Here is a 17,008-nt window from a genome sequence, read left to right as displayed (position 1 = left end):
CGGGGCTTTTCCGGATACTCCAGTTTCATGCCGCAAGGACTTTATTGCGTCCGTCATTTTTAGCGCGATACAGCGCATCGTCCACACGCTTAAACAGCTCGTCAATACTCTCTCCCTGATTGTGCCGCGCTACGCCGATGCTGACGGTAAACCGCGGCAAGCCTGGAATCGTAATGCGGGCAACGGCTGCACGGACTGACTCGGCAATCTGCATCGCAGTGTCGAGAGAGGTGCGCGGCAGCAGGATAACGAACTCTTCGCCACCCCAGCGGAACACCATATCGCCCTCCCGACTACAGGCTTCCAGCGTCCGGGAAAGGGCGATAAGTACCTCATCGCCTTTCAGATGGCCGAACAGGTCATTAATGTTTTTGAAATGGTCGGTATCCACCAGCAGCAGGCTAAATTGCTGCTGCGCTGGAAGTTTATTCAGATTGCTTTGATCGGTAATCGCGTAGAACTGGCGCCGGTTGAGTAACCCCGTCATGGAGTCACGTAACGCCGCATGTTCCAACTCCTGCTCCAGCCTTTTTTGCTCGGTGATATCGTGGATGATGCACAGCATCAGCTTGTCACCGTAGATCTCAATGGGCCCGGCATACGTCTGAACGTGGCGGGTGGATCCATCGGCAAGGCGGTGAACAAAATTGAGCGGCTTGTGACCACCGGGCAGCGCGGCAATCGCAGTCATAATGGGCATCACATCTCGCCCCAGCGTATTAATTTCCCAGGTATGCTTACTGCACATGTCATCATGTGAATAACCATAAAAATTGAGTGCGGCCAGATTTGCATCGACGATTTGGCCGTCGCGGGCCGGATCGATTAACAGCATCGGGGCGCTGTTGGTCAGAAAAAAGCGCGCATAAAAACCCTGTTTTTTCCGCCGGTAGGTAGCGGAACGGCTGGCCTTCAATCCTGAGAGTATTTGTTGGGAGATGCCCTCGAAAACAATCACATCGCCCCAGGGCGCGTAGTGGGCAAGCGAGAGGCGACAGCTTAACGGCGTATCCTGTCCATCCCGGCTTGTTGTCCAGATTTCGACGATCTCCTGCTCTGTTTTCAGTTCAGATACATACATCGACAGGACGGTTTGCGCACTGGCTGAATAGATCCCTTTGCGCAGGTCATCGAGCGTTTTATCCCCCATGATCTGCGTTGCGGCCACATTCGCAAAAATGATCTTTTCCAACACGGGTGAAACGAGCCACACGGGTGTTTTAATTACATTCAACGCATCAAAACAAGGTTGCGACATAGGCGTTTCCTGTTCATCGACAACATGTGCCTGACAATCATGACAGAATTGACTCGCGTGTACTCCCTTGAAACATACTCCACTTAACCCCGTCAGGCATGATTTTTTTGAGAAATAAATGCGGGGTCCGTTTGAATTTTATTAATGGGTATAATCTGTTTGTCTGAGTTTATCTGCAGCAGTAGCCACGGTACCTGTTCGGCAGGTAAGGGGCGGGAGAAAAGATATCCCTGCAGGTAATCGCAGCCGAGTCGGGTGAGAACCGCCTGCTGTTCTTCCGTCTCGATCCCTTCTGCCACCACATTCATCTCCATGGTCCGGGCGATACTGATAATGGTTTCAACCAGCTTGTAGCTTTTTTCATTTTCCAGCATCGACGTGACAAAGCTTCTGTCGATCTTGAGCTCTTTTGCTGGCAGCACGCTCAGCATCAGAAGGTTGGAATAGCCCGTCCCAAAATCATCAATCGAGACAACGATCCCCGCGTGATTAAACGCATTGAGCAACTCAATGCTGCGGTCCAGATTTTTAAGCGCGGTGCTTTCCGTTACCTCCAGAATCAGCCGGGACGGAGACAAGTTATATTTTTCCAGCATCGACGAGACGATCTGGAAAATATCAGGCTGTTCAAACTGGATGGGGGATAGGTTGAGAGACAGCGTCCACTGGCTGAAGCCTTGCTCAGTCCAGAAATGAAGCTGTCGGCATGCCGCTTCAATGGCCCAGTTACCTACCGGAATAATTAAGCCCGTTTGTTCCAGGGAAGGGATAAACAGATTAGGCAGCACAACCCCTTGCTCAGGATGCCGCCAGCGCAGAAGGGCTTCAAAACCGTGAATGGTTTTCTCTCCCGCATGCCAGGTTGGCTGGTACCACAGTTCAAACTGATCGCGCTCAAGCGCCTGAGAAAGCTCCTGCAGGAAACCGGGTTTCGCCGGGATCGCTGTTGACATCTCGGTCCGGTAAATCGCCCAGCCGTTGCGGCCATCTTCCTTGACGCGATGTAGGGCTGCATCCGCCTTTAGCTTCAGCTCGTGCAGCGTTTCGCCGTCCTGAGGATAGAGGCTGACGCCCGCGCTGATCGTCGTGCTTAACGTATGTCCGCAGACGGACAGAGGGCGTCGCACGTCTTCAAGCAGCGCGGTGACCAGGGCGTTGAGTCTGTCGTCGTCACATTCCGGCACCAGCAGGATAAAGGCGTCGCCTCCCAGCCTTGCCAGGGTCATCTCGCGCGTGAGCCGGGCCGTGATGCGCTGCGCGACCGTGATCAATACCTCATCACCGACGCTGTGACCCCACGTATCGTTAACGCGTTTGAAGTGATCGACGTTCAGGAAAATAACCGCAAATGGCTTCTTGCTCAGCAGCGCGCTGCGCAGACAATCCTGCATGCGGAGATCCATCTGGTGGCGGTTTGCGAGCCCGGTGAGCGCGTCAAAACGCGCCTGTAGCTCAAGCTGGCGGTTGAGCTGATGCAGATTATCCGTCAGCCGGTTGGTGCGCCGGTGGGAATCGATCAGTGAAATGATTAACATCACGCCGAGCAGGCAGAGCGTGGTGACCGAAACCCAGATGGATAACCCCAGCTCGCCGATCCCGCCCGGGAGGGTATGCGCCATTTCCTGAAACTGCGCGGCACTCATGCCGGTATAGTGCATCGCACAAATGGCGGCACCCATGATGAAGGCCGCGAGAATGCGATTGATAAAGACGCCTTTGTGTTTATCCCGCAGGCGGAAAGCCAGCCACAGCGCCGTGCCGGAGGCAACAACCGCAATAACCACGGACAACCCCACGAGGCGGCGATCCCAGATGATGCTGCCATCCAGCATCAGGGCCGCCATTCCGATGTAGTGCATCGACACCACGCCAGCGCTCAGGATTGCCGTGGCAAAGATCAGTCGAAAGGGAGAAAGTTTTTTGCCCGCGACGGCAATATTAAGTGCCGTGGCTGATGCAACCACCGCGACGCCCAGTGACGCAAGGGTTAACCAGAGGTCGTAGCTCATCATCATGGGCATTTGCATCGACAGCATGCCTATAAAGTGCATCGACCAAATGCCAATGCCCAGCGTGACCCCACCGGCAATGCGCCAGAACAGGGCAGCCTTTCGGCTGGAGAGGGGGATCTTTCCGGCGCTGTCCAGCGCCACAAAGGAGGCGATAAACGCCACCAGATAAGAGATAGCGATTAACACAGGGTCCCACGATATATTGAGCATTATGCAATCCCACGCCTGAGAGGGTTACCGATTTCGCCTGCCGGATACATCTTTATCGGGCAACGAACATGCGCATTCAAACCATATTAGTTATTTATCGTGAAAAATGACCAGTCATATTAATACTCTAAAACTTATTAAGAATATAAAATATATTCTCTCGTTAATATATTAAGCATTGCTAAACAAGAACGAATAACAGTAGCAAAGCTCCTTAAATATGAGGGCGATCGTGTCGTCTCACCGCGGGCGATACTATCGCTTAACATGGCGGGAGACCAGTATCACAGCATGCTGAGCAGAACATTTTCACTAATACGCTCTTTTTATCTGACTTAACGTAAATCTCAGGATGCTAACGGCGAAACAAAAAACAAGCGTCGTTTGCGATGAAAAACTTCCGGGCCAATGCTATAAGTCTAAGTGCCGACCAAAATATAAATCGTGGGTATTATCATGCTAAAAAATATTAGTGTAAGGACCTTTATTATCGGGTTCCTTTTCTCTCTTTTTTTGGTGAGTGCAGGTGTCGTTGTTCTATTTTCCAGCAATACATCTCTCTTTATTTCGCTTAATGTCATCAATTTCGTTGCGCTATTTTTGCTCTGGGTCTATATGACGAAATATCTTGTGACGCCGATCAATACGGTGAAGAGAAGTATTGAGGAGGTGACCGCAGGTAACCTTGGCGTATCTATCCCTGAATTCGGCAATAACTGCGCGGGCCGGCTCATCCCCGGCATTAACAGCCTTTCAGGCAATATTGCGACGCTGGTGCGTGAGATCAGGGCGTCATCGCAAACCGCCATGACCTTATCGGATCAACTTTCGGCACGTAGCGCTCAGCTATCGGTGAAAACCGAGCAGCAGTCAGCGTCTTTGGTGCAAACCGCAGCCAGCATGGAGCAAATGGCCGCGAGCACCAAAAACAATGCCGATAACACCCGCCTGGCGAGCGAGCAGGCAAATGTGGCGACGTTACAGGCGCGCAAGGGCGGCGAGCTGATGGGGCAGGTCGCCAGCAATATGCAGTCCATTACCGAATGCGCGCAGCAGATGACGGAGATTATTTCGCTCATTGACGGCATTGCATTCCAGACAAATATCCTGGCGCTCAACGCGGCCGTGGAGGCGGCAAGGGCGGGCGATCATGGCAAGGGTTTTTCTGTCGTCGCGGAAGAGGTAAGAAACCTGGCACACCGCAGCGCGGAGGCCGCGAAGAATATCAAAACGCTGATTGAAGTCACCAGCAGTAACGTCACGCAGGGAGCCAGCGTTGTGTCACAGGCAGAGAAAAACATGCATGAAATCGTGACCGGCTCGGGAAATGTAAGCCGCTTAATGGACGACATTTCCGCGTCAACCTCAGAGCAGGAGAAAGGCATTTCTCAGATTACCCTGGCGCTATCGGAGCTGGAGCGGGTCACACAAAGTAACGTGGCAATGGCAGAGGAACTCAACGGTTCGTCTGATGTACTGCGTAATCAGGTGATTGAGCTGCAAACCCGGACGCGTAATTTCAGGCTCGATCAGTCATCCTTATCCTCATCACCTGGCGGTTCGCCATCCTTCCTCCAGCGGCCAGAGCACTCTCTCTGACAGCACCTCAAAGCCTGGCATGCCAGGCTTTTTTCATGCCTCCGCCTGGTATGTACAATTCCTGAGCGATTTCAGCGCGATGGGATACATAGTTGTTGCTTAACCCCTGATGAAAGCTAGACTGACACCGAAGAGCTAAAAAGGCGGAGGCGCTGTGGAAAGCATTAAAGGATCTGAACTAAACGTTCCAGACGCAGTTTTTGCGTGGGTGCTGGATGGTCGCGGCGGTGCGCGACCGCTGGAAGATAATGATGTGATCGATAGTGCGCATCCCTGCTGGCTACATCTGAACTACACCCATCCGGACAGCGCTGACTGGCTGGCCTCGACGCCGCTCTTGCCCAATAACGTGCGCGATGCGCTGGCGGGTGAAAGCCTGCGGCCCCGCGTGAGCCGAATGGGTGACGGGACGCTGATCACCCTGCGCTGCATTAACGGCAGCACGGATGAACGCCCGGATCAGCTGGTTGCGATGCGTGTCTACATGGACGACGGGCTCATTGTGTCGACCCGCCAGCGAAAAGTTCTGGCGCTGGACGATATCGTCAACGATCTGAAAGAGGGCACCGGGCCGGTCGACTGCGGCAGCTGGCTGGTGGACGTCTGCGACGCCCTTACCGATCATGCGAGTGAATTTATTGAAGAGCTGCACGACAAAATCATCGACCTGGAAGATAACCTGCTCGATCAGCAGATCCCGCCGCGCGGTTTTCTGGCCTTATTGCGTAAGCAGTTGATTGTGATGCGCCGCTACATGACGCCGCAGCGCGACGTGTATGCGCGTCTTGCCAGCGAAAGGCTCACCTGGATGAATGACGATCAGCGACGCAGAATGCAGGATATTGCCGACAGGCTGGGGCGCGGGCTGGACGAGATTGATTCCTGTATTGCCAGAACGGCGGTGATGGCGGACGAAATCGCGCAGGTGATGCAGGAGTCGCTGTCGAGAAGAACCTATACGATGTCCCTGATGGCGATGGTGTTTTTACCCAGCACGTTTCTTACCGGGCTGTTTGGCGTGAATCTGGGTGGAATTCCGGGTGGCGCCTATCGCTACGGCTTTACCGCCTTTTGCGTGATGTTAGTTGTTTTGATTGGTGGTGTTGCATGGTGGTTGCATCGTAGTAAATGGCTGTAAATTTACGCTTTTTTCAGCTTTTCACGGGATCAAAACGCTCTTTTAATTGAGCGAAGTCAATAAACATCTACCCCGTAAGGTGCAATATTACTCCCGCAGGTGAATGCAACGTCAAGCGATGGGCGTTGCGCTCCATATTGTCTTACTTCCTTTTTTGAATTACTGCATAGCACAATTGATTCGTACGACGCCGACTTCATAGTCGGCTTTTTTTTGCCTCCTGATTCTCAGCGTCTACCCTAAAAGGGACGACAGCAAATTCTGGAGGGAATGATGAGCATCCTGAACGCTCTGCTACTGCAACAATCGCGTCAATCCGATCCCGTCCCCACCGATCCGGTGCCAATGCCCGATCCCATCCCGCGTCCGCAGCCGATGCCCGACCCGCCGCCAGATCAAGAACCGATTAAATTGTCGCATCGAATCGCGAGATCTGCGAGGATACGCGCCATCTGACCGCAAAGATGACCACGAGAGACTACTGTGACCGCTTTTTCTACCCTGAATGTTCTGCCCGCCGCCCAACTCGATAACCTCAACGAGTTGGGTTACCTCACGATGACGCCTGTTCAGGCGGCCGCGTTGCCCGCCATCCTCGAGGGCCGTGACGTGCGCGTGCAGGCGAAAACGGGCAGCGGGAAAACGGCGGCATTTGGCCTTGGCCTGTTGCAGCATATCGATGCGGCGCTTTTTCAGACCCAGTCTCTGGTGCTGTGCCCGACCCGCGAACTGGCAGACCAGGTCGCGGGGGAACTGCGTCGCCTGGCGCGTTTCCTGCCAAACACCAAGATTTTAACCCTCTGCGGCGGACAGCCGTTCGGCGCGCAGCGTGATTCACTTCAGCATGCGCCGCACATTATTGTCGCAACGCCCGGCCGCCTGCTGGATCACCTGCAAAAAGGCACCGTCTCGCTGGATGCGTTACAAACGCTGGTGATGGATGAGGCAGACAGGATGCTGGATATGGGCTTCAGCGATGCAATTGACGAGGTGATCCGTTTCGCCCCGGCCGATCGTCAGACGCTGCTGTTCTCCGCGACCTGGCCGGAGGCCATCGCCGCCATCAGCGGGCGCGTGCAGAAAAATCCGCTCACCATTGAAATCGACAGCGTAGATGCGCTGCCCGCTATCGAGCAGCAGTTCTTTGAAACCTCACAGCAGGGGAAAATTTCGCTCCTGCAGAAATTGCTTAGCCAGCATCAGCCTGCGTCCTGCGTGGTGTTCTGTAATACCAAAAAAGACTGTCAGTCGGTCTGTGATGCCCTGAATGCCGCCGGCCAGAGCGCATTGTCTCTGCATGGCGATCTGGAGCAGCGCGATCGCGATCAGACGCTGGTCCGCTTCGCTAACGGCAGCGCCCGCGTTCTTGTTGCAACCGACGTCGCTGCGCGCGGTCTGGATATTAAATCCCTTGAGCTGGTGGTGAACTTTGAGCTGGCGTGGGATCCTGAAGTGCACGTGCACCGTATTGGCCGTACCGCGCGCGCGGGAAACAGCGGTCTGGCGATCAGCTTCTGCGCACCGGAAGAGGCGCAGCGCGCCAATATTCTCTCTGAGATGCTGCAGATTAAGCTGAACTGGATGAATGCACCGGCCAGCGCCAGCATTGTGCCGCTGGAGGCTGAAATGGCGACGCTGTGCATTGATGGCGGTAAAAAAGCCAAGATGCGTCCAGGTGACGTATTAGGGGCGCTGACCGGGGATGTGGGTCTGGACGGGGCGGATATCGGCAAGATTGCGGTCCATCCGGCGCATGTCTACGTAGCGGTTCGCCAGGCGGTTGCCCATAAGGCATGGAAGCAGCTGCAAAACGGGAAAATTAAGGGTAAAACCTGTCGCGTACGTCTGCTGAAATAAAGAATGAAGCGTCTCAGAAGGTGTTTCTGAGACGCTAATCGCTTACTTCACTTCAAGCACGTTGAGACGCAGCTCTTCAAACTGATTGTCATCTTCTTCCGGCTGCCAGCCCGCTGGCTGCATGGGAATATCTTCCCGATCAAACGCCAGGTCCCCGCCGTTCACAACTTCTGACTCGTGGTTGATGCCTTTAAAGTCGAACAGCTCCACATCCGCGAGATGGGAAGGGACGACGTTCTGCATCGCGCTGAACATGGTTTCGATACGCCCTGGATAACGCTTATCCCAGTCGCGCAGCATGTCTCCAATCACCTGACGTTGCAGGTTCGGCTGAGAGCCGCACAGGTTACATGGAATGATCGGGAAACCTTTAGCCTGAGAAAAACGCTCAATGTCTTTTTCGCGGCAGTAGGCGAGAGGGCGGATCACAATGTGCTTGCCGTCATCGCTCATCAGCTTAGGCGGCATGCCTTTCATCTTGCCGCCGTAGAACATATTGAGGAACAGCGTTTGCAGGATATCGTCGCGGTGATGGCCCAGCGCAATTTTGGTCGCGCCCAGCTCCGTCGCGGTACGATACAGAATGCCGCGGCGCAGACGAGAGCAGAGTGAGCAGGTGGTTTTCCCCTCCGGGATTTTCTCTTTCACAATGCCGTAGGTGTTTTCTTCGACGATTTTGTACTCAACGCCCAGCTTCTCGAGGTATTCCGGCAGAATGTGCTCCGGGAAGCCCGGCTGTTTCTGATCAAGGTTGACCGCCACCAGGGAAAATTTCACCGGTGCGCTTTGCTGAAGATTACGCAGGATCTCCAGCATGGTATAGCTGTCTTTACCCCCTGACAGGCAAACCATGATGCGGTCACCTTCTTCAATCATGTTGAAGTCTGCAATGGCTTCGCCCACGTTACGGCGCAGTCGCTTTTGCAGTTTATTCAGGTTGTATTGCTCTTTTTTGTTAATTTCTTGATTCTGTTGCATTTAGTACTACCTTCGGAGCCAGCAGGGGCAAACATTGTATGCCGCGTATGGTACGGATTCCGGCGGCGAATACCAGCACGTTTTACAGCTGCGTTAAATCTGGAGCCCTATAATGATTCACATCATGCAGGCTTAAGGGTAATGGCTAGTGATGCCGGGGTGATGCGTTATATCGACAAGGGTAGCTTTAAAAAGCCTGACAAACCTGGGAGGGCATCAGAAGGGTGCAGGCTCGCTGGGATAAGTATCACTTTTATCTCAGCTTACAGCACCTCAACCAAATCAAATTCTTCCGCGATCAGTTCCATATCTTCAGAAAAATGGCCTTCGCGGAAGAAAAATCGCTGATGCTCTTTCTGCCAGTATTCAAGGCTTAAATCGCCTTCACCCTCTTTGCGAGCGAATTCTTCATTTACATCGCAAAAACGCACCAGCCGCATTGAAACCAGCCGGATCACACAGACCGGGACATTCTGGCCATCAAGAATTATGTTGTAGCTCCCCATCCGCGGAGCAGACACATCCTGCGCGTACGAGGCAAAAGATCCGCAGGTGGCCGTTTTGATTCCTTTTTTAATAAGGTCCGCAAGCACGCTCGCCATTTCCGGGCCGTCACCCATTTGCCAGGCCACTGCGCCTGGGTACTTCATTTTTAATTCTTCAACCTGAACCATTCAAATCCCTTCTTAACTCTTAACCAAAAGAATCGGAATAGCGGTTTTAGCATAAACCCCCTCGACTGTAGAAGCATAGTCGCCTTTCCTTGCATTTTTAGTTCAGGTGGGAAGGAAAACAAAGCGTTGCGCGTATTGCCCTGGTAAATATATCCTTACGAGGTTATCTGTGTGGTGAATCTGCTGTCTGCAGCCAGGCGCGTGGCTTTGAATATCAGTAACGAGTCACCTGGATGCAACCAGCACCACGCTTTTTCTTAAAATTTTATCCCATTGGAAGGGTTTAACGTGTTCAAGCTTATTTCATCTCTACTGGCAATTTTCCAGCTGTCAGGCTGTAGCTCCGATCTGGTTCTCAGTCCACCTAAGCAACCCGAATACAAGTCAATGCCTGAAATAACCCAGTCTGTGACGCCAACGCAACAGCGTGCCATCATGGCCGGCGAGCGGCCAGACTGGTCAGAAAGAACCCCGATCAATACAATAAAGCGATATTAATAGACACTTATCCACCAGGGCTGCCGTTCGGCGGCCTTTTGTTTCCCCTGAATCTGGTTTACGAGAACTTTTCTGACGCCTGGCATTTATTACGTTATCGACCATGCTTAAGACAATGACAATTCAATCACTTCAGCATCGTTGAAGCGGCTACTTCATTTAAATCGAGAACCCTAAATGCGCCATGCATCTATCCCCGTAGCTGCAGCCACGACAATGTTTTTGCTCGGCGTTTTTATCATCAATTTACAGGTCTGGTATTCTGCACGGGCTGATAGCCTGGCAGAGGCGCACTACGTCGTGCGGAACATGAATGTTATTCTTAAAGAAGCTCGTCATGCGACTGAGATGGCAAAGCAACTTGCCGAGAATGAGTGTGATGCTGAAGGGCAATATCGGCTGGGCACCGAGGCGGCATTACAGCCTCACCTGAGAACGATCGTTATTCTGAAAAATGATGCGGTCTGGTGCTCCTCGTTACCGGGAAACCGCGTATTGTTGGTCAACAGCTCAGTGCTGCCTGAGTCATCATTGCTCCTCGTCCCTTCGGCCAGTACCGTCAACGGTCTTCCGGTTCTCTTATACCAGACAATTCACGCCGGAAGCCGAATCATCGTTAGCATCAGCGATAGCCATATCCGGGATGCGCTGGATATGCCATTAAATGGCGTAGAATATTCCCTGAGAGTAGGCAATAGCCTTTTAGGTCTGACAGGCGATGTGACGGCGGCAGACCCTACGAAGAAAGAGGTATTAACGGTAAAAGCCTCTAATTATCCTTTCTCGGTACAATTCAACTCTCCACCTCTTTTTAGTCTTAAGAGATTATTCAATCGAGCCGGAGGCGTGGTGTTATTCCTGCTGATAATATCGTCTCTCTCTGCTTATATTCTTCAACGCTATATTTCTAAGGATGTTTCACCCGAAGAGTCACTGCGCATCGCCATTTACAGAAATGAAATTATTCCGTATTACCAACCCGTTGTGAGCGGCAAAGAGGGAACCTTGCGGGGTGTGGAGGTGCTGGCCAGATGGAAACATCCTCAATCAGGGTTTATTTCTCCCGCATCCTTCATTCCTCTTGCTGAGAAATCCGGTTTAATTATTCCTTTGACTCAAAGCTTAATGAGGCAAGTTGCAATACACATGAATGCTATTGCGACATTGCTGCCAGAAGGCTTTCACGTAGGGATTAACTTCAGCGCTTCTCATATCGTTGCGCCCACCTTTGTTGAAGAGTGTCTCCACTACAAGCGCAGCTTCACTCAACAGGATCTCAACCTCGTCGTTGAGGTGACGGAGCGTGAACCACTCGACATTGATGAACATCTCGTTAATACATTGAATGAGTTACATAGCAACGGATTTGCCATTGCGCTGGATGACTTTGGTACGGGTTATTCCTGTCTGTCCTATCTGCAGGATCTGCATATTGACTACATTAAAATCGACCAGAGCTTTGTTGCCAGGGTTAATGCGAATGAGGACTCAACGCGAATCCTTGATTCGGTACTGGAGTTGGCCAAAAAACTCTCAATTAGCATCGTGGCGGAAGGCGTTGAAACAGAAGAGCAACTTGATTACCTCACACGCAATCATATCCGGTTTTTACAGGGTTTTTTCTTTTACAAACCTCTTCCTTTCATGGAACTGGTTAAAGTTCTCTTGTCGAAGCCAAAAGTTAAGATCAGGGTGGAATAATGTTTATTCGGTTGTTTCTGGGGAAATAAAGAGGGGGGACATCATCCCCCAAAAATGCAGACCATTATTGTTTTAACCACGGTAATATTTTGTTATGCATTGACCGGATGGTCAAATTAATTGTTTTCAACATTCTCTTTGGGATTCTTAAGCAAATGGGTGATTTGGAATATTAGCTGCCTAACGTTTAATTTGACTTTAATCAAAATTGTCGCATCCTCTTAAGATTGATGGATGCAATGATTATTGTTTTGTTAAAACAATGCGCTTACGCTGTGTTTTCGACGTAAGTTGCTTCAGGTTAATTTTTTAAGAAAAAAATGCTAGCGGCCATAGCATAATGAAATAATGCTTACTTATTACCGTAGTTTAAATATTAACCAGTAAAGGCCGGGGCGCAGTTTGCATTTAGAATAGCTGTCTCATTCTGAGATTTTCGTCAGTTAGCGTATAATGCGTCATCCAAAACCGCTAAACACTCCGTGACTCGTGCTATGACCCTTAATCGCTTTTGTTATTTACTCCTGATTATCGCTGCGATCGGCAGCCTTCTTGCTACCCATCCTCTGGTCATGTGGTTTCTGGCGATCAACGTGATGACGTTGGTCATGTATGGCGCCGATAAAATGGCGGCGCGGAAGGGGATGCGCAGGGTTCCGGAAGCGACATTGCTGGTATTTGGCGTGACAGGTGGCTGGCCTGGCGCCATTGTGGGCCAACAACTCTTTCGCCATAAAACCCAAAAGCAGCCCTTTAAAAGCTACTTTTTCATCAGCGTCGTCGTCAGCATCGCCATGATGGCTGCGGTTTACCATTTTTCTTCTTATTCTCTTTTATGAGCGTTGGCTGGGACTGCTGACGGTAAGGCATATCTTTAGTTCATTCCTCCGTCACTGCCAATAGTAGTAGGACTATTCTTAAGTGGTTGCTGTTTTTTGCACAATCTGAATAATACGTGCAACAACACGGACGACAACATCCCATGAAAATAGAATCTCTTATCCTGGCAGTGCTGGTGCTCTTTTCTGCGCCTTCCTGGTCTGCTTTTCAGGAGCGGGAATATAATACCTGGTATATAAAAAATGCGGTTCTTTATGATATGACACAGACCTCGGAAGGTTTCCCGGTCATGGTGAGTGTCTCCCAGCCAGGAAGAAAATCCGCTAATTTACTGGTGTCCTATATTACTGAAGGCCGTTGCGGTGAGAAAAACCTGCCGCTAAATGTGAATGGTAAAGTACTGCCCGCCAAATATTATTGTGTTCAGGTAGGACAAAACAGAATTGAACATTTTTCAGTGGTTGATGCGGACAGCGTCAATAGCATGGTGACGCATTTAAAATCCGATTTCACGATCCTCCTGCAAAACGATATCAAGATTTGGGCTGCAAACATCAAAACGCCAAAGTTTGGACTGACGCCGAGATTTTAAATATGAAATGTCATTTCTCATGGCAGGCATTTTTCTCATCAAAGCAATTAATTACACAATAATAGTGTCACTATGTTACTAATCAAAATAAAGAGTAAGTGGCCCTGTTTTTTTACATATTTAAAGAGATTGTATGCTAAACGGTACGAAACCTCATAAATAATCCTTTCTGACGTTATGGATAAAGCTCATTACCAGACTTACGCTTGCTAGCGGCGTTTTAGTTGTTCAACACATCTTTACTGGTAAGGAGCAGAAAATGTCGCAACGTAATAGTCTGGATTTACTAAGCCGTAAAGAAGGAATGTGTCTGTTAGAGCAAAGCATGGGTTTTGTCTGGCAGGCAGCGCTTCGGGCGGTCGCGGTCTTAGGCGTCGCAGATCGTCTGGTTGAAGGAAAAAAATCCGTCAAACAACTGGCGAAAGAGTTGAATGTCGACGCTGAATATCTTCATCGAATCATGCGCTTAGTGTCTTCTCGTGGAGTTTTCAACGAATTATCCGAAGCTGAATACAGTCTTAGCCATTCAGCACAATTCCTCTGTTCTGAGCATGAATTTTCCTTGCGTGCGGCGGTGCTCATGCTGACTGACCAAACATTCTGGCAGCCAGCGGCTAAAATGGATGAGATATTGCAAGGTAAATCTGTTTTTAATGAATTGTTTGGTAAGCCTTTTTACGACTACTGGCAGCATGACGATAGGGGATCTGAAAGCAACGTTTTTCATGCCGGTATGGCCTCTATGTCATCCGTAGAGAATGAGGTCATTGCAGATAGCTATTCGTTCCCTCAAAACGCTGTCGTTGCCGATATCGCCGGTGGGTTGGGTAACTTATTGCTGACCGTTTTACGTCGAAATCCGACCTTAACGGGGATCCTTTTCGATCAAAAAGACGTGCTTGAGCGAAATCGACTGCACCTGTTAAAGGATAATCGTCGATGGGAGACCATTGAGGGCAGCTTTTTTGAAGCCTGTCCTGTAGCGGACATTTACCTGCTTAAATACATTTTGATGGACTGGCCTGATGAGAAGGCCATTCAGATCCTTCAATGCTGCAGAACGGCTATGAAAGAAAACGCCCGACTATTAATTTTTGAGCCGCTTATTAAAAAAGAAAATAATGAGCTGGGACGATTTGAAATTGACCTTCTTCTGTTAACAAGCTTTGATGGCGGACGTACACGAACAGAGTCTGAGTATCAGCACTTGTTTGAGCAGACCAATCTGAAGTTGAACAAAATAATAGACACCCGTTCGTATCTGTCGATTTTAGAAGTCGTACCTGTCTGAACTGTTTAAATAACATTCACAGAGCATGCGTCCCGCATTCCGTTTTACCGTATTCCTGCTACGCTTGTTTGTTGTACCAGGAGCATGAATATGAAAAACAAAGATGAACAAACCGGATTAGTGGGGCTGGCGATTGGGGCCGCCGTTATTGGACTGGTTTCAGCGCAGAAACCGATCCATCGCAACAGCATTGTTGATGAACTGGTCAGGCTCGGCAGGCAAAAAGGCGATGGCGTAGAAGATGAGGTTTTCGTTAAGGCCGCCGAGCTGGTGAGAAAAGGGGTATAGCTCATGGCTGAAAGACGAAACGCGAAGTGCCATTGCGGCGCGGTGGCGTTCACCGTTGAGCTCACTAATGGTCTGAATACCGCGCGGCGCTGCAGCTGTTCCTTTTGTCGCATGCGGGGCGCGGTCGTCGTCTCTGCGCCGCTGTCAGGCATTAAGGTAACCAAAGGTGAAGATAAGCTCACCGAGTACCGCTTTAACACGGGAACGGCACGGCATTTCTTCTGCTCGGTGTGCGGGATTTACACGTTCCATCAGCGGCGTTCTAACCCAAACGAATATGGCGTTAATGTCGCCTGTTTTGAAAACGTTTCACCTTTTGATTTTCCAGAGGTGAAGGTGATGGACGGCGTTAACCATCCCATGGATGGGGAAAGTGGGGTATTTGGTTATCTCTCTTTTCGCGAGAAAGGGGAAAAGGAGGCATGATTGCCGCCTGGCCACTCTTTTACTCCTCCGGCTATAGTAGGCAGTGGGTAACTGAAACAGGAGAAACTATGCTCTGTGTTGAAAAAGACGATCCGCGTGAGGCCCCTGAATCAGGTGATAAAAAGCCTCAACCTGTGAAAAAATAACGCGACATACGCGTTTACCCGCCACCGGCACCGCTGGTGGCTTTTTATTTCCAGGGACAATAGTTAACTGCCATCCAGATGGTTTAATAGCGCGCCGAGATGCCCGACGATATCACCAAAATCAAAAATTAACGCCATCCACAGCAATGCTAAAAGGGTAAGTAAGGCAAGGGATACACGACCAAACAACGCTGTTATCCTTAGTGACGAAAGGGCTATCACCGCAGTTTAACCAGCTTACTTTCAACTTTCCCTCAACCAACCCCTTTCTTAAACTGTCTTTTGTGACGAACTTCAAAAAACAAGTGAGCCCGCATGATTATGCGGGCTCTGACAATCAGAACTGGTAAACCAGGCCTAACGCTACAACATCATCGGTGCTGATGCCGTTGTCTTTGTAGAAGTTGTCGTCTTCATCCAGCAGGTTGATTTTGTAATCAACGTAGGTGGACATGTTTTTGTTGAAGTAATAGGTGACCCCTACGTCAGCGTATTTAACCAGATCCTGGTCGCCCTGGCCGTTGCCCAGATCCTTACCTTTCGACTGCAGGTAGGAAAGGGACGGACGCAGGCCGAAGTCGAACTGGTACTGCGCGGTCACTTCGAAGTTCTGGGTTTTGTTCGCCACGGCGTCGGTATTATCACCATATGGGGTCATATTGCGGGTTTCAGAATACATTGCCGCCAGATAGATGTTATTGGCGTCATACTTCAGGCCCGCCGTCCAGGCATCCGCTTTGTCTCCACCCGCAGTGGTATTCATGACCTGCTCGTTGGTGCGGTCAGAAGAGGTATACGCGGCCCCCGCAGTAATCCCCATGCCGAAGTCATAGGTAGTAGAAATACCGAAGCCGTCACCGTTCTCGTGACGCGTGTCGCGACCGTTGTTGGTGCCTTCCTGGTTGTTGCTGGCGTCTTCATTTTTGCCCTGATACTGCAGCGCAAAGTTCAGGCCCTGCACCAGACCGTAGAAGTCGGTGTTACGGTAGGTTGCCACGCCGTTTGCGCGGCCGGTCATGAAGTTGTCGGCTTTGGTGTAGGAGTCGCCACCGAACTCAGGCAGCATATCGGTCCAGCCTTCCACGTCGTACAGGACACCGTAGTTACGACCGTAATCGAAGGAGCCGTAGTCACCCACTTTTACACCGGCGAAGGCCAGACGCGTCCAGGACTGATTATCAGACCCTTCCGTGTTATTGGCCTGAATGTTGTATTCCCACTGCGCATAGCCGGTCATCGTGTTGTTAATCTGGGTTTCACCCTTGAAACCCAGACGCATATAGGTTTGATCGCCGTCAGCACCTTTGTTATCTGAAAAGTAGTGCAGACCATCTACTTTTCCGTACAGATCTAATTTGTTACCGTCTTTATTATAAATTTCTGCTGCTTGAGCAGAACCAGCTATTAACAGAGCCGGAATCATCAGAGCCAGTACTTTTCTTTGCATTGTGATATTCCTTTGCAGTTGTTTTTATTTAATTACCTGTTGAACTTTCAGAA

General features: G+C 50.5%; 17 protein-coding genes and 1 pseudogene. 11 read left to right on the top strand and 7 right to left on the bottom strand.

What is annotated here, in order from left to right; genetic code table 11:
* Nucleotides 1–25 precede the first annotated feature (25 nt).
* Both NWV12_RS12025 and NWV12_RS12020 read right to left on the bottom strand, forming a co-directional pair.
* Complete coding sequence (locus NWV12_RS12025; protein ID WP_048979163.1) at nt 26–1,258, bottom strand: sensor domain-containing diguanylate cyclase; 1,233 nt, start codon at nt 1,256–1,258, stop codon at nt 26–28.
* Between the two features lie 92 nt (nt 1,259–1,350).
* Complete coding sequence (locus tag NWV12_RS12020; protein ID WP_048979164.1) at nt 1,351–3,480, bottom strand: bifunctional diguanylate cyclase/phosphodiesterase; 2,130 nt, start codon at nt 3,478–3,480, stop codon at nt 1,351–1,353.
* A 456-nt stretch (nt 3,481–3,936) separates the two neighbouring features.
* On the opposite strand from NWV12_RS12020, the gene NWV12_RS12015 reads away from it, so the two are divergent.
* The 4 genes from NWV12_RS12015 (at nt 3,937) to dbpA (ending at nt 8,074) form a co-directional block, all read left to right on the top strand.
* Nucleotides 3,937–5,079, top strand: a complete 1,143-nt coding sequence (locus NWV12_RS12015; RefSeq protein WP_059346848.1) for a methyl-accepting chemotaxis protein — start codon at nt 3,937–3,939, stop codon at nt 5,077–5,079.
* Nucleotides 5,080–5,233: 154 nt separating this feature from the next.
* Nucleotides 5,234–6,217, top strand: coding sequence for a zinc transporter ZntB (zntB, locus tag NWV12_RS12010; RefSeq protein ID WP_048979165.1), 984 nt, complete (start codon nt 5,234–5,236; stop codon nt 6,215–6,217).
* A 282-nt stretch (nt 6,218–6,499) separates the two neighbouring features.
* Nucleotides 6,500–6,673 carry a hypothetical protein gene (locus tag NWV12_RS22085; protein ID WP_305144443.1) on the top strand — a complete coding sequence of 58 codons (174 nt, stop codon included), beginning with the start codon at nt 6,500–6,502 and terminating at the stop codon, nt 6,671–6,673.
* A 27-nt stretch (nt 6,674–6,700) separates the two neighbouring features.
* Complete coding sequence (gene dbpA / locus NWV12_RS12005) at nt 6,701–8,074, top strand: ATP-dependent RNA helicase DbpA (RefSeq protein ID WP_033145704.1); 1,374 nt, start codon at nt 6,701–6,703, stop codon at nt 8,072–8,074.
* 42 nt (nt 8,075–8,116) lie between these two features.
* On the opposite strand, the gene ttcA is transcribed toward dbpA, so the two are convergent.
* The 3 genes and pseudogenes from ttcA to NWV12_RS11990 form a co-directional block, all read right to left on the bottom strand.
* Entirely contained in the window at nt 8,117–9,052 is a 936-nt protein-coding gene (gene ttcA / locus NWV12_RS12000) for a tRNA 2-thiocytidine(32) synthetase TtcA (RefSeq protein WP_033145703.1), read from the bottom strand.
* 35 nt (nt 9,053–9,087) lie between these two features.
* A pseudogene (locus NWV12_RS11995) lies at nt 9,088–9,159 on the bottom strand (hypothetical protein); the annotation flags it as partial.
* 156 nt (nt 9,160–9,315) lie between these two features.
* Nucleotides 9,316–9,726 carry an ASCH domain-containing protein gene (locus NWV12_RS11990; protein ID WP_033145702.1) on the bottom strand — a complete coding sequence of 137 codons (411 nt, stop codon included), beginning with the start codon at nt 9,724–9,726 and terminating at the stop codon, nt 9,316–9,318.
* Between the two features lie 675 nt (nt 9,727–10,401).
* On the opposite strand from NWV12_RS11990, the gene NWV12_RS11985 reads away from it, so the two are divergent.
* The 7 genes from NWV12_RS11985 (at nt 10,402) to NWV12_RS11955 (ending at nt 15,508) form a co-directional block, all read left to right on the top strand.
* Complete coding sequence (locus NWV12_RS11985; protein ID WP_101744563.1) at nt 10,402–11,925, top strand: cyclic diguanylate phosphodiesterase; 1,524 nt, start codon at nt 10,402–10,404, stop codon at nt 11,923–11,925.
* Between the two features lie 494 nt (nt 11,926–12,419).
* Nucleotides 12,420–12,764, top strand: coding sequence for a DUF1294 domain-containing protein (locus tag NWV12_RS11980; RefSeq protein WP_048979167.1), 345 nt, complete (start codon nt 12,420–12,422; stop codon nt 12,762–12,764).
* 143 nt (nt 12,765–12,907) lie between these two features.
* Nucleotides 12,908–13,357, top strand: coding sequence for a hypothetical protein (locus tag NWV12_RS11975; RefSeq protein WP_033145699.1), 450 nt, complete (start codon nt 12,908–12,910; stop codon nt 13,355–13,357).
* A 259-nt stretch (nt 13,358–13,616) separates the two neighbouring features.
* Entirely contained in the window at nt 13,617–14,648 is a 1,032-nt protein-coding gene (locus NWV12_RS11970; protein ID WP_101744562.1) for a methyltransferase, read from the top strand.
* Between the two features lie 90 nt (nt 14,649–14,738).
* Nucleotides 14,739–14,936 (top strand): hypothetical protein, encoded by a 198-nt coding sequence (locus NWV12_RS11965; RefSeq protein WP_023312007.1) that lies wholly within the window; start codon nt 14,739–14,741, stop codon nt 14,934–14,936.
* Nucleotides 14,937–14,939: 3 nt separating this feature from the next.
* A complete protein-coding gene (locus NWV12_RS11960; RefSeq protein WP_048979169.1) occupies nt 14,940–15,362 on the top strand; it encodes a GFA family protein in 423 nt (140 codons plus the stop codon).
* Between the two features lie 68 nt (nt 15,363–15,430).
* The gene (locus NWV12_RS11955) at nt 15,431–15,508 is read left to right on the top strand and encodes a hypothetical protein (protein ID WP_223239581.1); all 78 of its coding nucleotides are present in this window, start codon (nt 15,431–15,433) and stop codon (nt 15,506–15,508) included.
* A gap of 63 nt (nt 15,509–15,571) precedes the next feature.
* Here NWV12_RS11955 and NWV12_RS11950 read toward each other — a convergent pair whose 3' ends face one another.
* Nucleotides 15,572–15,697: a hypothetical protein gene (locus NWV12_RS11950; RefSeq protein ID WP_255519867.1), complete on the bottom strand. Its 126-nt coding sequence runs from the start codon at nt 15,695–15,697 to the stop codon at nt 15,572–15,574.
* A 148-nt stretch (nt 15,698–15,845) separates the two neighbouring features.
* On the bottom strand, nt 15,846–16,955 hold the full coding sequence (ompC, locus tag NWV12_RS11945) for a porin OmpC (RefSeq protein WP_047060983.1): 1,110 nt from the start codon (nt 16,953–16,955) through the stop codon (nt 15,846–15,848).
* Nucleotides 16,956–17,008: the final 53 nt, after the last annotated feature.

The organism is Enterobacter sp. Crenshaw (assembly GCF_024734705.1).
GTDB lineage: Bacteria > Pseudomonadota > Gammaproteobacteria > Enterobacterales > Enterobacteriaceae > Enterobacter > Enterobacter asburiae_B.
Note: the sequence above shows the minus strand (reverse complement) of the source record. Positions and strands in the feature narration are given on the sequence as shown.

Bases quoted from the DNA above. Each gene is read 5' to 3' on its own strand.
- ttcA (WP_033145703.1), bottom strand. From the start codon at position 9,052: ATGCAACAGAATCAAGAAATTAACAAAAAAGAGCAATACAACCTGAAT.
- NWV12_RS11985 (WP_101744563.1), top strand. From the start codon at position 10,402: ATGCGCCATGCATCTATCCCCGTAGCTGCAGCCACGACAATGTTTTTG.
- NWV12_RS12020 (WP_048979164.1), bottom strand. From the start codon at position 3,480: ATGCTCAATATATCGTGGGACCCTGTGTTAATCGCTATCTCTTATCTG.
- NWV12_RS11955 (WP_223239581.1), top strand. From the start codon at position 15,431: ATGCTCTGTGTTGAAAAAGACGATCCGCGTGAGGCCCCTGAATCAGGT.
- NWV12_RS11965 (WP_023312007.1), top strand. From the start codon at position 14,739: ATGAAAAACAAAGATGAACAAACCGGATTAGTGGGGCTGGCGATTGGG.
- NWV12_RS12015 (WP_059346848.1), top strand. From the start codon at position 3,937: ATGCTAAAAAATATTAGTGTAAGGACCTTTATTATCGGGTTCCTTTTC.
- NWV12_RS11970 (WP_101744562.1), top strand. From the start codon at position 13,617: ATGTCGCAACGTAATAGTCTGGATTTACTAAGCCGTAAAGAAGGAATG.
- NWV12_RS12025 (WP_048979163.1), bottom strand. From the start codon at position 1,258: ATGTCGCAACCTTGTTTTGATGCGTTGAATGTAATTAAAACACCCGTG.
- NWV12_RS11960 (WP_048979169.1), top strand. From the start codon at position 14,940: ATGGCTGAAAGACGAAACGCGAAGTGCCATTGCGGCGCGGTGGCGTTC.
- NWV12_RS11975 (WP_033145699.1), top strand. From the start codon at position 12,908: ATGAAAATAGAATCTCTTATCCTGGCAGTGCTGGTGCTCTTTTCTGCG.
- NWV12_RS11980 (WP_048979167.1), top strand. From the start codon at position 12,420: ATGACCCTTAATCGCTTTTGTTATTTACTCCTGATTATCGCTGCGATC.
- NWV12_RS11990 (WP_033145702.1), bottom strand. From the start codon at position 9,726: ATGGTTCAGGTTGAAGAATTAAAAATGAAGTACCCAGGCGCAGTGGCC.
- ompC (WP_047060983.1), bottom strand. From the start codon at position 16,955: ATGCAAAGAAAAGTACTGGCTCTGATGATTCCGGCTCTGTTAATAGCT.